At 65.8% G+C, this 16,771-nt stretch carries 13 protein-coding genes and 1 other RNA gene; 13 read left to right on the forward strand and 1 reads right to left on the reverse strand.

Features of this window, described 5'->3' with window-relative positions; translation table 11 throughout:
* The first annotated feature begins 245 nt into the window (after positions 1-245).
* Complete coding sequence (locus tag IE116_RS18525; RefSeq protein ID WP_189614768.1) at positions 246-1,451, forward strand: PQQ-dependent sugar dehydrogenase; 1,206 nt, start codon at positions 246-248, stop codon at positions 1,449-1,451.
* An 83-nt stretch (positions 1,452-1,534) separates the two neighbouring features.
* Here the strand turns inward: IE116_RS18525 and IE116_RS18530 are convergent, their stop codons facing one another.
* Positions 1,535-1,930: an SWIB/MDM2 domain-containing protein gene (locus tag IE116_RS18530; protein ID WP_189614769.1), complete on the reverse strand. Its 396-nt coding sequence runs from the start codon at positions 1,928-1,930 to the stop codon at positions 1,535-1,537.
* Between the two features lie 409 nt (positions 1,931-2,339).
* Here IE116_RS18530 and IE116_RS18535 point away from each other — a divergent pair, with 409 nt between their 5' ends.
* From IE116_RS18535 to murD, 12 genes are all read left to right on the forward strand, one after another.
* Positions 2,340-3,065, forward strand: coding sequence for a DUF3047 domain-containing protein (locus tag IE116_RS18535; RefSeq protein WP_189614770.1), 726 nt, complete (start codon positions 2,340-2,342; stop codon positions 3,063-3,065).
* Positions 3,066-3,123: 58 nt separating this feature from the next.
* Positions 3,124-4,329 carry a M20 aminoacylase family protein gene (locus IE116_RS18540; RefSeq protein ID WP_189614771.1) on the forward strand — a complete coding sequence of 402 codons (1,206 nt, stop codon included), beginning with the start codon at positions 3,124-3,126 and terminating at the stop codon, positions 4,327-4,329.
* A 234-nt stretch (positions 4,330-4,563) separates the two neighbouring features.
* Positions 4,564-5,619: a dihydroorotase gene (pyrC, locus tag IE116_RS18545; RefSeq protein ID WP_189614772.1), complete on the forward strand. Its 1,056-nt coding sequence runs from the start codon at positions 4,564-4,566 to the stop codon at positions 5,617-5,619.
* Positions 5,601-6,488 carry a DUF3025 domain-containing protein gene (locus tag IE116_RS18550; protein WP_189614773.1) on the forward strand — a complete coding sequence of 296 codons (888 nt, stop codon included), beginning with the start codon at positions 5,601-5,603 and terminating at the stop codon, positions 6,486-6,488. Before pyrC ends, IE116_RS18550 begins: the two co-directional genes overlap by 19 nt.
* Positions 6,489-6,499: 11 nt before the next feature.
* An RNA gene (rnpB, locus tag IE116_RS18555) (RNase P RNA component class A) lies at positions 6,500-6,917 on the forward strand.
* Between the two features lie 446 nt (positions 6,918-7,363).
* The gene (mraZ, locus tag IE116_RS18560; protein WP_179588826.1) at positions 7,364-7,792 is read left to right on the forward strand and encodes a division/cell wall cluster transcriptional repressor MraZ; all 429 of its coding nucleotides are present in this window, start codon (positions 7,364-7,366) and stop codon (positions 7,790-7,792) included.
* Positions 7,793-8,863: a 16S rRNA (cytosine(1402)-N(4))-methyltransferase RsmH gene (gene rsmH / locus IE116_RS18565; RefSeq protein WP_189615753.1), complete on the forward strand. Its 1,071-nt coding sequence runs from the start codon at positions 7,793-7,795 to the stop codon at positions 8,861-8,863. It abuts the gene before it with no gap.
* 12 nt (positions 8,864-8,875) lie between these two features.
* Complete coding sequence (ftsL, locus tag IE116_RS18570) at positions 8,876-9,235, forward strand: cell division protein FtsL (protein WP_189614774.1); 360 nt, start codon at positions 8,876-8,878, stop codon at positions 9,233-9,235.
* On the forward strand, positions 9,232-10,980 hold the full coding sequence (locus IE116_RS18575) for a peptidoglycan D,D-transpeptidase FtsI family protein (RefSeq protein ID WP_189614775.1): 1,749 nt from the start codon (positions 9,232-9,234) through the stop codon (positions 10,978-10,980). Before ftsL ends, IE116_RS18575 begins: the two co-directional genes overlap by 4 nt.
* The gene (murF, locus tag IE116_RS18580; protein WP_229828542.1) at positions 10,977-14,063 is read left to right on the forward strand and encodes a bifunctional UDP-N-acetylmuramoyl-L-alanyl-D-glutamate--2,6-diaminopimelate ligase MurE/UDP-N-acetylmuramoyl-tripeptide--D-alanyl-D-alanine ligase MurF; all 3,087 of its coding nucleotides are present in this window, start codon (positions 10,977-10,979) and stop codon (positions 14,061-14,063) included. Before IE116_RS18575 ends, murF begins: the two co-directional genes overlap by 4 nt.
* Entirely contained in the window at positions 14,053-15,222 is a 1,170-nt protein-coding gene (gene mraY, locus IE116_RS18585) for a phospho-N-acetylmuramoyl-pentapeptide-transferase (protein WP_189614776.1), read from the forward strand. Before murF ends, mraY begins: the two co-directional genes overlap by 11 nt.
* A 13-nt stretch (positions 15,223-15,235) precedes the next feature.
* Positions 15,236-16,771, forward strand: a complete 1,536-nt coding sequence (murD, locus tag IE116_RS18590) for a UDP-N-acetylmuramoyl-L-alanine--D-glutamate ligase (RefSeq protein ID WP_189614777.1) — start codon at positions 15,236-15,238, stop codon at positions 16,769-16,771.

A 16,771-nucleotide genomic window follows, 5' to 3' on the forward strand; every position in this document is an offset into this window, starting at 1 on the left:
TATACCCAGAACCCCTCGTAGCGAACGCTGCGGGGGGTTTTGCTTTTGGGGTCGCGCTTTCTTCTCTGCGCTTTTCCCCGCCCTTACTCCCAATTACGCATTGCACGCGTTCGACACCCGCACGCGCTTCGCTCTGCGCTTACAGTCTTCCCTGAACATCATCCACTCACGCGCGAGTCCCCTGACGGGCTCTGCATGTCCTCGCGGGGCGTGCGTGCGCGTCGACGACATTACAGGGAGCCTCGATGCATCCACGATTTTCCTTCCGACATGCTGCGGCCGCCGGTGTCAGCATCCTCGCTTTGCTTGGTGCCCTGCAGGCCCATGCTCAGGCGGTTCGTCCGGGCAGCGATGTGCGTGCGGAACGCGCGTCCTTGCCCAACGGCATCAGCAAGACCACGTGGGCCGATGGACTCGAACATCCGTGGGGCCTGGCCTTGTTGCCATCCGGCGAAGCGTTGGTGACGGAGCGCGCGGGGCGCCTGCGAGTGATTGCCAAAGACGGATCGTTGTCGGCACCGGTGACCGGTACGCCGCAGGTGGACGCACGCGGCCAGGGCGGTCTGCTCGACGTCGTCCTGCATCCGGATTTTGCGCGCAATCAGTGGGTCTATCTGAGCTACTCGGAGCCGGGCCAGGCGTCGCGTACCAACAGCACCGCCGTGATGCGCGGCAAGCTGGTGCAGACGGGCGGCACGTGGGCACTGACGGACGCGTCGGTCATATTCCAGCAGTCCCCCAAGTATGCCAGCAGCCTGCACTTCGGGTCGCGTATGGTCTTCGATCGCGACGGGTCGCTGTTCGTCACCTTGGGCGAGCGGTCGTCGCGCAGTGTGGACGCGCAGGATCTTGGCACCCATCATGGCAAGGTCGTGCGGCTGACGGATGCGGGCAAGCCTGCGCCGGGTAACCCGTATCTGGATGCCGCAGCTCAACGCACCACGAAGGGTGCGCTCCCCGAAATCTATTCGCTAGGGCATCGCAACCCGCAAGGCGCCGCGCTGGATCCGGTCAACGGCGAGCTGTGGGTGGCCGAGCATGGGCCGCAGGGCGGTGACGAGATCAACATCGTGAAGCGCGGACAGAACTACGGGTGGCCCAAGTTCACGTATGGCGAGCAGTACGGGGGCGGCAAGATCGGTGAGGGAGCCTCGGCGCCGGGTTATATGCCGCCGCTCTACAGCTGGGTCCCATCGATCTCGCCGAGCGGCCTGGCGTTCTACACCAGCGACCGCATTCCGGAGTGGAAAGGCAGCGTGCTGCTGGGCGCCTTGAGCGGCCAGGCGCTGATCCGCTTGCAGCGGCAAGGCGATCGTATCGTCAAGGAAGACCGCTACCTGTCGGGCGAGGCGCGCGTACGCAACGTGACGGTCGGCCCGCAAGGAGAGGTCTATCTGCTGACGGATGCGCCGCGCGGTCAGGTGATCGTGCTCAAGCCGACGGGCAGCTGACGTAAAAACGCCCACAGCGACACGAGTCGGTGTGGGCGTCAAAGCGGTCCCGGTTGCCTGGCGGCGTGCGGGGGCTGCCTGGATTACTTCAAGTGCGCGTTCACGATCTTGGTCAGTTCGAACATGTCGACGGTGGGCTTGCCGAACAGTTCTTTCAGCTTGGCATCGCCGTTGATGTTGCGCTTGGCCTTTGGGTCCTGCAGGTCGTGCTTCTTGATGTATTCCCAGATCTTGCGCGTGACTTCGGTACGCGGCAGCGGTTCCGGGCCAATGACCGCGGCCAGTTCGGCGCTCGGGGTCAGGGGCTTGAGGAAAGCTGCGTTGACTTTACGCGGAGCCTTGGTGGCTGCTGCTTTCTTGGCGGCAGGAGCCGCTTTGGTGCCGGCCGGCGCTGCTTTTTTAGCGGCGGGGGTCTTAGCCGGGGCTGCTTTCTTGGCGGGCGCGGCGGTTTTCGCTGCTGCCTTCTTGGCTGTGGCCATGCTGTACTCCTACAAAGAAGAATCGTCCGATCGGTAGCAGGGCCACACCGCAGTGCGCGAGAGAGGCAAACTCCAGTACTGCGGAATAACCCCGCGAGCGCAGCATATCGTTTCGCCAGGGAAAGCTACAACAAAATTTCGTTTGAATTGGTGTTTCCCAGCAGAAATTGCCCGGTCCACAACGCTTGGACGTCACGCCGGGCCGGTAGAATGGCCCGACCGTCTTTCGAGAGCGCCGGTGCCGACTGTGAAATCCTTGTTTACCTTGCCCGTTCGTCTCGCCCGAAACGCCTGCTGCAGTGCGCTTTTCGGCCTGGTGGTAAGTGGTTGCGCAACGCAACCTGAATTGCCCAACTATGAAGATGAGCACGACCATGAGCAGGTCGTTACACCTGCGTCAGAAGTGGTTGTGGTTCCCCCTGAACAAGCGCTTGTCGTGTCGACATCGGCGTCGCCAATTGGCGAGGCGCCGGCGGGCTGGCAACCGCTCATCATTCGTCGCGACAAGACGCGCACCAGCTATAGCGTTGCGCACAAACACGTGGCCGCCAAGGCCACGCGCGTGCTGCATGCGGCGGCCGATTCATCGGCCAGCGGGCTGTGGGTGCCGATGCCGGTGGCGCCCGCCGCGACGTCGATTACGTGGTCCTGGCGCACCGATGCCATGATCCCCGGCGCGGACAGCACGCGGGCCGATGCCGAGGATTCGCCGACCCGTGTCGTGTTGGCCTTCGATGGCGACATGAGCCGCCTGCCCATGAAGGAACGCATGCTGGCCGAAACGGCGCGCATGCTGCTCGGCCGTGACATGCCCTATGCGACGCTGATCTATACATGGGACACAAAGCAACCGGTGGGCACCGTGATCGCGAATGCGCACACTGCCCGGGTCAAGAAGAAGGTGGTCGAGTCCGGGCCCGCGCGCGTTGGCCAGTGGCTGACCTACAAGCGTGACTATGTGAAGGACTACACCGAGATCTTTGGCGAGCCACCTGGCAAGCTGTTGGGCGTGGGCGTGCTGACCGATACCGACAACACGCGCCAGCGCGCCGAAGCCTGGTACGGCGATATTCATTTGCTCACGGAACGCACGACCGCCTTGGGGAACTCCCGGGGCCCGACGGCAATCGACTAGAAGCAGGCGCCGGCCGGGCCCGATCGGGCCGGGCGGTCACTGGACTTCGGAGAACAGGATGGATGTTGGGGTTGGCTTGCGATCGCCCCTGGAAGCGATCCGCAAATTTCATGACGAGCTGACGGCGCTGCGCCGCGACCTGCACGCGCATCCGGAGCTTGGATTTGAAGAAGTGCGCACCGCCGGCATCGTCGCCCGCAGTCTTGAACTGCTTGGCATCGAGGTGCATCGCGGCATTGGCAAGACGGGCCTGGTGGGCGTGATCCGGGGACGGCGCTGCGACAGCGGCCGCATGATCGCGCTGCGCGCCGACATGGATGCGCTGCCCATGACCGAGCAGAACACCTTCGGCCATCGGTCGACCAAGCCAGGCCTGATGCACGGCTGCGGCCATGACGGGCACACGGCCATCCTGATCGGTGTGGCCAAGTACCTGGCGCGCACCCGCAACTTCGATGGCACCGCCGTGCTGATCTTCCAGCCCGCGGAAGAAGGCCTGGGCGGCGCCAAGGCGATGATCGAAGACGGGCTGTTCGACATCTTTCCCTGCAATGCCATCTACGCGATGCACAACTGGCCTGGCCTGCCGCCGGGCAAGATCGGCATCAACCCAGGACCGATGATGGCGGCGGCCGACCGGTTCGAGATTGTCGTGCATGGCAAGGGCGGCCATGGCGCGCATCCCTATCAGACGATCGATCCGGTGGTGGTGGCGGCGCACATCATCACGGCGGCGCAAGCGATCGTGTCGCGCAACGTGAGTCCGCTCGATGCGGCGGTGGTGTCGATCTGTTCGGTACAGGCCGGCCATCCGGGCGCAATGAGCGTGATCCCGAGCGAGGCGCGGCTGGTGGGCACGGTACGGACCTTCCGCCGCAGCGTGCAAGAGATGGTCGAGACACGGCTGGGGCATATCGCGTCGTCGATCGCCGGGGCCTTCGGCGCGACGACCACCTTGAAGTACGAACGCATCTACCCGGCCACCATCAATACGCCGCATGAAGCCAACTTCGTGGCTGACGTGGCCACCGCAATGATAGGCAAGGAGAACGTGATCCGCGACCTGACGCCGTCCATGGGCGCGGAGGATTTCTCGTTCATGTTGCAGGGCCGCGCGGGCGCGTATTTCCGGGTCGGGCAGGGCGGGGCCGACAGCGGCTGCTTCCTGCACAACACGGGCTACGACTTCAACGACGCCATCATTCCCGTCGGCGCCGGTGTGATGGCGTCGATCGTGGAACGCAGCATGCCGGTGGTGGATTGATCCATGGGACCGAGGCGTGCAGCGCGGCGCCGTCCCAAGCGGGGCGAACGACAGCGGTTAACATTCGGGTAGGCAGTGACTGCCCGACGGACACACCGGCGGTGCGACGGCCTGGCAGAGCGGCCTACCGACACGTCCGGCCTGCACTGGCCCGTACCGGCCTGAACCCACCGCACCGGCGGGTTCTCCCTTCCGCCTTTTTCTTTTCCTGATGCCGCCCCGGCGGCCATGACGATGACGACTCCTACGCTTACGATCACCCGACCCGACGACTGGCACCTGCACCTGCGTGACGGCGAGGCGCTGGCCGCCGTGGTGGGCCACACTGCCGCCCAGTTTGCCCGCGCCATCGTCATGCCGAATTTGAAGCCGCCGGTCACCACGACCGAGCAGGCGGGCGCGTACCGTGACCGCATCCTGCAGGCGCTGTCGTCGCGTCCCGCCGATGCGCCTGCGTTCACGCCGCTGATGACGCTGTATCTGACTGACAATACGCCGGCCTCGGAAATCGAAAAGGCCAAGGCCTCGGGCTTTGTGCACGCGGTCAAGCTGTACCCGGCCGGCGCCACGACCAATTCCGATGCCGGGGTGACCGACCTGCTGGGGCGGTGCGCCCCGGCGCTGGAAGCCATGGAGAAGGTGGGGCTGCCGCTGCTGGTGCATGGCGAAGTGACCGATCCGGCCATCGACCTGTTCGACCGTGAAAAGGCCTTTATCGACACGGTCATGATCCCGCTGCGCAAGTCGTTTCCGGGACTCAAGGTGGTGTTCGAGCACATCACCACGGCCGACGCCGCCCAATACGTGCGGGACACCGACGGTCCGACCGCCGCGACCGTGACGGCGCATCACCTGCTGTACAACCGCAATGCCCTGTTCGTGGGCGGAGTGCGGCCGCACTGGTATTGCCTGCCGGTGCTCAAACGCGAGCGGCATCGCCAGGCCCTGGTTGAAGTGGCCACCAGCGGCAGCCCGAAGTTCTTCCTGGGCACCGACAGCGCGCCGCATGCACGCGGCCTGAAGGAGCACGCCTGCGGCTGTGCGGGCTGCTACACCGCGCTGCACGCGATGGAACTGTATGCGCAGGCCTTCGATCTGGCCGGCAAGATCGAGGCGCTGGAAGGCTTTGCCAGTTTCTTCGGCCCCGACTTCTACGGCCTGCCGCGCAACAGCGGCACGCTGACACTGGTGCGTGAATCCATGACGATTCCTGACGAACTCCCGTACGGCGCGCAGACGGTGGTGCCGCTTGCTGCCGGGGAGACGCTGCCATGGCGGGTCGCGAGCTGAGCGCCGGGCAGGACGGCGGGCAGGCCGGGCCAGAGCACGGGGCGACCGTGATCGACTGGGAACAGCCCTGGTTCACCGGCGTGGCGCCTGCCGGCGCCCTGCTGTCGCTGGAAGCCGCCGAGCCGCTGTGCGATCGCCTGAACCGCCTGCTGGTGACGTCGGCCGCGCGCGGCGTGCGGCCGCAGATGGATTCGGGGAGGCCCATCGTGTTTGCGCCGCAGGCGGACCTGCCGGATGGCATCCCCTACGAAAAGCACATCTACGACACGGGTCGCATCCCGACTCGCGACAACCTGCACGACCTGTTCAATGGGCTGGCCTGGCTCTCCTACCCGCATATCAAGTCGCGGTTGAACGCCACGCAGGCCCAGGCGCTGGCGCAGCCGCACATGCCGCCGCCGGGCGAAGGCGGCAAGAACGGGCGCGGCGCGCTGCGCGATGCGGTCACCCTGTTCGATGAAAACGGCCTGGTGCTGGCGTGCTCGAACGACGAACTGGCGACGGCGCTGCGGCGCTTCGACTGGCAGACCCTGTTCCAGGACCGCCGTACCGCCACGCTGGTACAGACCGAGCCGTGGGTGGTCGGCCATGCGCTGCTCGAAAAGCTGATGGACCCCTACAAGTCGATCACGGCGCACACGCTGATCGTGCCGGTGGACGACTCGTACTTTCGCGCCTCGTTTTCCGAACGGCGTTCCACCATCGACCGGCTGGTGAGCGACTGGCTGGCCAACTGGCCGTTCTTTACCCCGCGTGACCTGTCGCCGCTGCCCGTGCTGGGCCTGCCCGGGTGGTGGGCGGCCAACACGGCGCCCGGCTTTTACGACGATACGGACGTATTCCGGCCCGGGCGTTCGCGCCAGAGGTAAACTGTCTGCGCAGAGCAGATCAGGCAATCGCGGCGCGCAAGCGGCGAGGAAGGTCCGGACTCCATATAGCAGGATGGCGGCTAACGACCGTCCGGCGATCGCACCGTGCGCAAGCGTGGTGCGCGAAGCCGAGGAACAGGGCCACAGAGACGAGTCTGCGGCGAGGGCGGATTTCGATCCGCACCGGCACGGCATCTCCGTGCTGCGCGTCCGGGTCACCCCGGGCGCGGCGCAGCAGGGTGAAACGCGGCAACCTCCATCCGGAGCAACACCAAATAGGCATGCATGCGGCCCCTCGGGGCCGTGGAGGGCGGCTAGTTCGCGCATGCGGGTAGGTGGCTTGAGCTGGCCAGCAATGGTCCGCCTAGAGGAATGATTGCCCGCGGGGCGACCCGTGTACAGAATCCGGCCTATCGATCTGCTTTGCCTCCCCATTTCCGCATCGAAACCCTGCCCCGGCAGGCCGTTTCGTGCGTCCAGACCCTTCGCCAACAGGAGAGGATCCCTTTCCCGGCTGTCCAGGACGGCCCTGAGCAAGCCGTTTCACTGCCCGTTTCAGGCCGATGTCAGGCTTGGGCCATCCTTCGTGGTCAGGCAAGTTTGGACAGCAATACGGGGCGGCTCGGGAAAGCACTTGTATCTAGTTACCACACTCTTGAGAGGGGCGTTTTTCGCTCAATGCTCACGTCTCGCATTCACTTCTACACCCAAGGCACTGATTCGATTCGATATTTCATATCGTGAATCTTCGAGCAAGTTCGGCTAAGTCCTTGTTACTAATGGATAAATGGCCGTTACCGGCTTGACCCTGCAAGGGCGGTCCTTTAGAGTGGGAAATAGTAGAATTTTGTGCAAAAAAGTGGGGTGACAAAGTCGTGTTCCAGGGCAGCAGCGCATTAACGCTGGATGCGAAGGGGCGGGTATCGATCCCGACCCGGCATCGTGACGCGTTGATGGTTCAAGCTGAAGGGCGCCTGACACTCACCCGACATCCCGATGGTTGCCTTCTGGTCTATCCCCGTCCGATCTGGGAAACGAAACGCGAACAGATCGCGGCGTTCCCGATGCAGGCGCGCGGGCTTCAGCGATTGTTGCTCGGAAGCGCGCAAGACGTCGAACTCGACGGAACGGGACGGATCCTGATTGCCCCCGAGTTACGCTCGGCTGCCTCTCTGGAACGCGATGTGATGCTGCTTGGCATGGGCGCGCATTTCGAACTCTGGGACGCTGCCGCTTTGGCCCGAAAAGAGCAGGAACTGCTCGATCAGGCCTCGCCAGAAGTTCTCAATCAGTTTTCTTTCTAAATCGTGAATTCCCCCTTTCAACATCGGCCCGTGCTGCTGGCGCCGACGATAGACGCGTTGTCCAGACAGGACGACGGCGACGCCGTGGGCGGCGTTTGGGTGGACACGACGTTCGGCCGCGGCGGTCATTCGCGCGCGCTTCTGGCGCGCCTGGGACCCGACGCGCGGCTGATTGCTTTCGACAAGGACCCCCAGGCGGTGGCGGCGGCGCGTGATGTCGCGGCGGCCGATCCCCGCCTGACCATCGTGCATGCCGGCTTTGCCGACATCCGTGAAGAACTGGCCGAGCTGGGCATCACCCAGGTCGACGGCGTCATGATGGACCTGGGAATTTCTTCGCCGCAGATCGACGATCCGGAGCGTGGATTTTCGTTCATGCGGGACGGCCCGCTCGATATGCGGATGGACACGACGCGCGGCCTGACCGCCGCGCAATGGCTTGCCGAGGCAAGCATCGACGATATGCGGGAGGTCATAGCGCGCTATGGAGAAGAACGGTTTGCTTTCCAGATTGCAAAGGCGATTGCAGCTGGCCGCGAGGTGCGGGCTCTTACGACAACCGGTGAGCTTGCCCACCTCGTGGCTGGTACAGTCCGCACGCGGGAGAAGGGGCAGCATCCAGCGACACGCACCTTTCAAGCTATACGGATTTTCCTCAATCAGGAACTTGAAGAGCTCTCGCGTGCGCTCGCGTCCATTCTAGAGTTGCTGGCGCCTGGCGCGCGTCTCGCGGTGATCAGCTTTCACTCGCTTGAAGACCGCATCGTCAAGCAATTCATCGCGGCCGCCGCCAATCCGGGCGCCGAGACTGCGCGTCTGCCGATTCCCGAGCGCGACCGGCCGCAGCCGGTGCTGCTGTCGGTCGGCCGCATCCTGCCCACCGATGAAGAAGTCGCTGGCAATCCGCGCGCGCGTTCTGCCGTGCTCCGGGTGGCCGAACGCACGTCCGTGCCGCTGCCTCCCGAAGGCGGCGCGGCCTTCAGCCGGGCCGAATTGCCCGTGGGGGCGGCGCGCCGCCCCGCGTCGTCGCGTCCGCGGCAGGTGCGTGCGCAAGCACGCTCGTCGACCTAGGTCCCCGGCGCCATGGCCCGTCTTCTTTTCGTCCTGACCCTTGGCCTGATCGGCTGCGCGCTGTCGCTCGTCAGCAGCCAGTACGAGGCCCGCAGCCTGTTCATGGAACTGGAGCGCGCGCAGGTCGTGACGCGGGACCTGGATGTGGACTGGCGCCGTCTGCAACTGGAACAGACCGATCATTCCAAGCATGGTCTGATCGATAACGTGGCGCGCAATACGCTCAAGATGGAGCCGGTGACGCCGGCTCGCACCATTTATCTCGCGCAGCGCCGCGATCAAAGCGAAGCGCCTGTGGTCCTGCCGTTCGGGCCGCTGGGCGAACCGATGCCGGTGCCGGCCGGCCGCAATCCGTCGGGAGCCCGCCGATGAAGCGCAAGAGCACACAAAGCGTCCGCTTTTCGTCCAACCCCGTGCTGCACGCCAAGCTGCCGCCATGGCGGTCGCGCTTCGTGCTGTTCCTGCTGTTCGCCGGCTTTGCGACGCTGATGGTGCGCGCCCTGTATCTGCAGGGGCTGTCCAATGAATTCCTGCAGCGCCAGGGCGAATCGCGCTACGCGCGAACCCTGGTGCTGCCTGCCTCGCGCGGCAAGATCACCGATCGCAATGGCGTGGTGATCGCGTCGAGCGTCCCTGCGCGCGCCGTGTGGGCGATTCCGGAAGACGTGAAGGCGCCGCCCGACAAGCTGGCCGAACTGGCGAGCCTGCTGGGCATTCCGCTGCGCGATCTGCAGCGCAAGCTGTCGAACGAAGACAAGACCTTCGTCTACCTGAAGCGCCAATTGACGGTCGAGACGGCCGACAAAGTGGCCGCGCTGGGGCTGGAAGGCATCCACCAGCAACGCGAAACGATGCGCTACTACCCGGAAGGGGAAATGGTGGCGCACGTGCTCGGCTTTACGAATATCGAAGACAAGGGCCAAGAAGGCATCGAGCTGGCGTACAACTCGCAGCTGGCCGGCCGTGCCGGCAGCCGCCGGGTGATCAAGGATCGCCTGGGCCGCGTGGTGGAAGACGTGCAGGCCGTGCGCTCGCCCGCCAACGGCCATGACCTGACCCTGTCCATCGACACCCGTATCCAATACCTCCTGTTTTCGCAGTTGAAGGCGGCGGTTGAAAAGAGCAAGGCGCGCGGCGCCGCTGCAGTCGTGGTCGATACCCGCACCGGCGAGATCCTGGCGCTGGTGAACCTGCCGACCTACAACCCGAATGCCCGCGAGGGGCTCAATGGCGGACAGCTGCGTAATCGCGCGCTGACCGACACCTTCGAGCCCGGTTCGACCATCAAGCCGTTTTCGATCGCGCTGGCGATGGACCTGGGCCGCATCCGGCCCAACAGCACGTTCGACACCGGCAATGGCCGCATGACCTTCTTTGGCCGGTCGATTTCGGACACTCACGGCTATGGGGTGCTGACCACGGCGGGTGTGATCGAGAAGTCGAGCAACATCGGCACCTCGTTGATCGCGAACCTGATCGAAAACCGCGAGATGTGGAACAAGTACAGCGAGCTGGGCTTTGGCCAGGTGCCCAAGCTGGACTTTCCGGGTGCGGTGGCAGGACGCCTGCGTCCGTACGACCGGTGGCGTCCGATCGAAAAAGCCACGATGGCTTATGGCTACGGCCTGTCGGTGTCCCTGGTGCAGATGGCCCAGGCCTATACGGTGTTTGCCCGCAATGGCGACATGGTGCCGCTGTCGTTCCTGAAGACCGATCGCGAACCGACCCCCACGCAGGTCTACACGCCGGCCACGGCCAAGACCATGCGCAAGATGATGGAAGCCGTGACGGGCGCCGGCGGTACGGCCGTGCAGGCGCAGGTCATGGGCTATCGCATTGCCGGCAAGACCGGCACGGCGCGCAAGATCATCAACGGCGCCTACAGCACCAAGTATGTGGCGTCGTTCATCGGGCTGGCGCCCGCGTCCAACCCGCGCCTGGTTGTCGCGGTGATGATGGACGAGCCGACCACCGGCAGCGTGTACGGCGGCGCCGTCGCGGGTCCGGTGTTTTCGAATGTGGTCGGCGGCACCCTGCGGTTGATGGGTGTCGAGCCTGATGCGCCGTTCAAGTCGCTGGTCGTGCCCGATGTGCCGTTGATGGAAGAAGTGCTGTGAGCGCGGTGGACTTGCGCACGCAGGCGCGTGATCCGTCCGCCCTGGTGGCCTGGCTGCGCGCGAACGTGCCGGCATCGGCGCAGCTGACCCTGGATTCGCGCGCGGTGTCGGCGGGCGATGTGTTCCTGGCCTATCCGGGTGCGCGCAGCGACGGCCGCGATTATCTGCGCCAGGCGCTGGCACAAGGTGCGGCGGCCGTGGTGTTCGAAGCGGCCGAGGGGGCGCATGGCGCCGAGATCGATTCCCTGCTGGCCGAGCGCGGCGTGCCCGCTTGCGCCTATGTGGGACTGAAAGAAGCCCTGGGCGAGACGGCGTCGGCCTGGTATGGCGAGCCGTCGAAAGCCATGACCGTGATCGCGGTGACCGGCACCAATGGCAAGACCTCATGCACGCAGTGGCTGGCCGATGCCTTGACCGCTCACGGCCAGCCTTGCGGCGTGATCGGCACGCTGGGCATTCGTACGCCGACGGCCGATGGCGCGGGCGCGCATGTCGTGACCGGCTTGACGACGCCCGATGCCGTGGCCTTGCATCGGTCGCTGGCGCAGATGCGCGCAGCGGGCACGGTGGCCGTGGCGATCGAGGCATCGTCGATCGGCATTGCCGAAGGCCGCATGGATGGTCTGCACGTGGATGTGGCCGTGCTGACCAACCTGACGCGCGACCATCTGGACTACCACGGCGACATGGCCGAATACGAGCGGCAGAAGACGCGGCTGTTCACCTGGGAAGGCGTGCGCGCGGCCATCGTGAACCTGGATGACCCGGCCGGGCATCGGGTGCTGGATGCGATCGCGGCGAATGCAGCCAAGGCCATGGCGGTGTTGCCCGCCGACGGCGCGGTCGAACCCGTGGCCCTGAGCGGCTTCACGCTGGATGCCGCGTCGGCGGTCAAGCCCGACGGGGTGTCGGTGCTGTCGGCCAGCGACCTGCATGGCACCAGCCAGGGCATGGTCTTTACCTTGAATCTGGACGACCGCTCGGTGCAGATCGCCACGCATCTGCTGGGCGCGCACAACGTCGCCAACCTGCTGGCCGTGGGCGGCGTGCTGCGCGCGCTGGGCTGGTCGGTGCAGGACACGGCGGGCGCACTGGGTTCGGCGCAGGCCGCGCCGGGCCGCCTCGAAGCCGTGGCCGCGCCCGACAGCACGCCGGGTGATGGCACCCCCTTGGTGGTGGTCGATTACGCGCATTCGCCCGACGCGCTGGAACGTGCGATCGACGCATTGCTGACGGTGGCGGCCGCGCGCGGGGGCCGCTGCGTGTGCGTGTTTGGCTGCGGCGGTGATCGCGACGCGGGCAAGCGTCCGGAAATGGGCCGCATCGCGGCTGCGCGTGCCGACCGTGTGGTCGTCACCAGCGACAACCCGCGCAGCGAATCGCCGCGCGCCATCATCGAACAGATTCTTGCCGGCGTACCTGCCGATCTGCTGCAGCAGGCCGACCGCGTGACGTCCGACATCGATCGGGCACACGCCATTCGCGCCGCCATTCTCGGCGCGGACATTCACGACGTGATCCTGCTCGCGGGCAAGGGTCACGAGTCTTACCAGGAAATCGCCGGCGTGCGACAGCCCTTCTCGGATGTCGATGAAGCGCGCAAGGTCCTTGCCGGCTACCCGCGACAGGAAACACGTATTTTGGGATTCATGAGTCTGGCGGATGCGACGTCCGCCATGCAGGGCGTGCTGCACGGCGCATCGGGTGAATCGGCCGCTGCGCCGCGGATCGCGATCCACGGCGTCAGCACGGATTCGCGCAGCGTTGCCACGGGCGACCTGTTCGTTGCGCTGGTCGGCGAAAAGTTCGATGCGCACGATTACGTTGCGGCCGTGGCGCAAGCCGGCGCGGCGGCGGTCGTGGTGCAGCGCCCGATGGACGATGTGGGCGTGCCGCAGATCGTGGTGTCCGACACGCGTGTGGCGCTGGCCCGTCTGGCCGCAGCCTGGCGCGCGCGGTTTGCCATTCCGCTGATCGGCGTGACCGGCAGCAACGGCAAGACGACCACCAAGGAAATGATCGCCGCGATCCTGGCCGCGTGGCACGGCGAGCCGGCGCGCCTGGCGACCCGTGGCAACTTGAACAACGAGATCGGCGTGCCGCTGACCTTGCTGCGCCTGACGGCCTCGCATCAAAGCGCGGTGGTGGAGCTGGGCATGAACCACCCGGGCGAGATCGCCCAGCTGGCGCGCGTGGCGGCGCCGACGGTGGGCCTGGTGAACAACGCGCAGCGCGAGCACCAGGAATTCATGCACACGGTCGAAGCGGTCGCGCGTGAAAACGGCGCCGTGATCGAACACTTGCCGCCTGATGGCGTGGCCGTGTTCCCGAGCGACGATCCGCATACCCCGATCTGGATGGCGCTGGCCGGTGCACGCCCGTGCCTGCGCTTTGGCCTGGACGGCCATGCCGAGGTCACCCCCGAAGTGACCGCCACCGGCATCGACATGCAGGCCTTCGACACCCGCTTCACGCTGGTGACGCCCGCCGGGTCGGCGCCGGTGGTGCTGGCCGCCGCGGGCCAGCACAACGTGCGCAATGCGCTGGCGGCCGCCGCCTGCGCCCTGGCCATCGGCACGCCGCTGGCCAAGGTGGTGGATGGCCTGCAGGCGTTTGCGCCGGTCAAGGGCCGCATGCAGCGCCATGCGCTGCCGTCGGGCGGCCTGCTGATCGACGACACCTACAACGCAAATCCTGATTCGGCCCGCGCCGCGATCGACGTGCTGGCCAGCCTGCCGTCGCCACGTGTGCTGGTGCTGGGTGACATGGGCGAGGTCGGCAATGACGGCCCCGCCATGCATCGTGAAGTGGGCGAGTACGCACGCGCCTGCGGCATCGATGCGGTGTTCGCATTGGGTGATGCCACCCGCGACACGGTGGCCGCGTTCAACGCAGATGCCGACGGGAACGGCGTGCATGCGGACCGGGTGGAAGACCTGGCCCCGGCGATCCAGGCCGTGCAGCCGGCGTCGGTGCTGGTGAAGGGTTCACGCTTCATGCGTATGGAACGGGTGGTGGCAGCCTTGCTGGCCGGCAACGACCCGTCGACTGACTTTTTGAATGGTACGCGGAATGCTGCTTGAACTGGCCCAGTGGCTATCCGAAGACTTCCGGGGTTTCTCGGTTTTCAGCTATATCACGCTGCGCGCGGTGTTCGCGTGCGCGACGTCTCTGTTGATCGGGCTGGTGGCGGGCCCGTGGGTGATCCGCCGCCTGACCGCGCTCAAGATCGGCCAGGCCGTGCGCGCCTACGGTCCGGAGTCGCATCTGGTCAAGAACGGCACGCCCACCATGGGTGGCGCGCTGATCCTGATTTCGATCGGCGTATCGACCGTGTTGTGGGCCGACTGGAGCAACCGCTTCGTATGGGTCGTGCTGCTGGTCACGTTCGGCTTCGGCTGGATTGGCTGGGCCGATGATTACCGCAAGGTGGTGCGCCGGGATCCGGAAGGCATGCCGGCGCGGGAAAAGATCTTCTGGCAGGCCCTGATCGGTCTGGTGGCGTCGGTCTATCTGACCTTTGCGATCGCGGCGACCGACCTGGCCGGCACCTGGGTGCTGTTCCGCGACTGGATCCACGGCGGATTCACGATGGCGTTGCCGACAAGGGCCGACCTGATCGTGCCGTTCTTCAAGAGCATCAGCCTGCCGCTGGGCGCGCTGGGTTTCATGGTGCTGACGTGGATGGTGATCGTCGGCACGAGCAATGCGGTCAACCTGACCGACGGGCTGGATGGCCTGGCGATCATGCCGACCGTGCTGGTGGGCAGTGCATTGGGCGTGTTCGCGTATGTGGTGGGCCGCACGGACTATTCGCGCTACCTGCTGTTTCCGTACATTCCGGGCGCCTCGGAATTGATGGTGATCTGCGCGGCGCTGGCCGGGGCGGGCCTGGCCTTCCTGTGGTTCAACGCGTATCCGGCGCAGGTGTTCATGGGTGACGTCGGCGCACTGGCGCTGGGTGGTGCGCTGGGCACCATGGCCGTGATCGTGCGCCAGGAAATCGTGCTGTTCATCATGGGTGGCGTGTTTGTGGTCGAAACGCTGTCCGTGATCATGCAGGTCACGTGGTTCAAGTACACGAAGAAGCGGTATGGCCAGGGCCGCCGCATCTTCAAGATGGCGCCGCTGCACCATCATTTCGAGGTCAGCGGCTGGAAAGAAACGCAGGTCGTCGTGCGGTTCTGGATCATCACCATGATGTTGGTGCTGATCGGACTGTCGACCCTCAAGTTGCGGTGATGTGGAAGCCTTGATGGACACGCTGGAGTCTCCTGTCGCGATGCCGTTCACCCTGGTCCTTGGCCTGGGCGAGACCGGCTCGGCCGCGGTGCAGTGGTGCGTACGCACCGGCTGCGGCGTGCGCGTCGCCGACACGCGGACCGACACGAACGGCCTGGCCGCGCTGCGCGAGCAGGCGGGCGACGCCCGATTCGTGCTCGGCGCGGCGGCCCTGCAGGACATCGATGGCGAATCGCAATTCGACCTGGCGCTGCTTGAAGGCGTGGACCGGGTGGTGCTGAGCCCCGGCCTGTCGCCCCGTTTGGCCCCGGCCCGCGCGCTGGTGGACGCGGCCCGGTCACGCGGCATTCCGGTCATCGGCGAAATCGAACTGTTCGCGCAAGCGCTGAACACGCTCAAGATTGAGCAGGCCTATGCCCCAAAAGTATTGGCCATTACCGGCACCAACGGCAAGACCACGGTTACGTCATTGACGGGCCGGCTGGTAGCTGCCGCCGGCAAGTCGGTGGCGGTGGCGGGCAACATCAGCCCCGCCGCGCTGACGGCATTGATGGCCGCGCAGGACGCGAACGCGCTGCCCGACGTGTGGGTGTTGGAACTGTCCAGCTTCCAGCTGGAGACCACCCGCAGCCTGCATCCCGATGCGGCCGTGGTGCTGAACGTGACGCAGGATCACCTGGACTGGCATGGCGACATGGCGTCCTATGCCGCGGCCAAGGCCAGGCTGTTGACGGCGTCTGCCATTGCCATCGTGAACCGGGATGACCCGACCACGGTGGCCATGGTCGATCGGCTGGACGCCGACCGGGTGCGCAGCTTTGGCCGCGACCTGCCCGCGCTGGCCGGCGACATGGGCATGGACCACAGCCATGGCGTGGCCTGGCTGGCCGAGTCCGCCTTTGACGAGTTCGACGCCGAGCCCGTCAAGCGCAAAAAGAACGATCCCATTCTGCGGGCTGCCGGGCGCGTCGTGCGCCTGATGCCGGTCGACGCGCTGCTGGTGCGCGGTCAGCACAACGCCGCCAATGTGCTGGCAGCCCTGCAACTGGCCCGGTGCATCGGCTTGTCGTTGGTGCCCATGCTGCACTCGGTGCGCGATTACCGCGGCGAGCCGCATCGCGTCGAATTCCTGCGCACGATCGCCGGGGTCGATTTCATCGACGACAGCAAGGGCACGAACGTGGGCGCCACCGTGGCGGCCCTGGAAGGCCTGGGCCAGCGGTCGGTATTGATTGCAGGCGGCGTGGGCAAGGGGCAGGACTTTGCGCCGCTGGCGCGCGCCGTGGCGCTGCATGCCCGCGCCGTGGTCCTGATCGGGCGCGATGCGCCTGCAATGGCCGATGCCTTGGCGGGCACGAACGTTCCTTTGGTCACGAGCGAGTCGCTCGAAGCCGCCGTCCAGACCGCCATGACGCACGCCGAAGACGGCGACGCGGTGCTGCTGTCGCCCGCCTGCGCCAGCTTCGACATGTTCCGCGACTACAAGCACCGTGCCGATGTGTTCGACGCCGCGGTCACCGAACTCGCGCACGATCGCGGAGAGATCTGA

It is taken from the genome of Pigmentiphaga litoralis (genome assembly GCF_014651835.1).
Classification (GTDB): domain Bacteria; phylum Pseudomonadota; class Gammaproteobacteria; order Burkholderiales; family Burkholderiaceae_B; genus Pigmentiphaga; species Pigmentiphaga litoralis.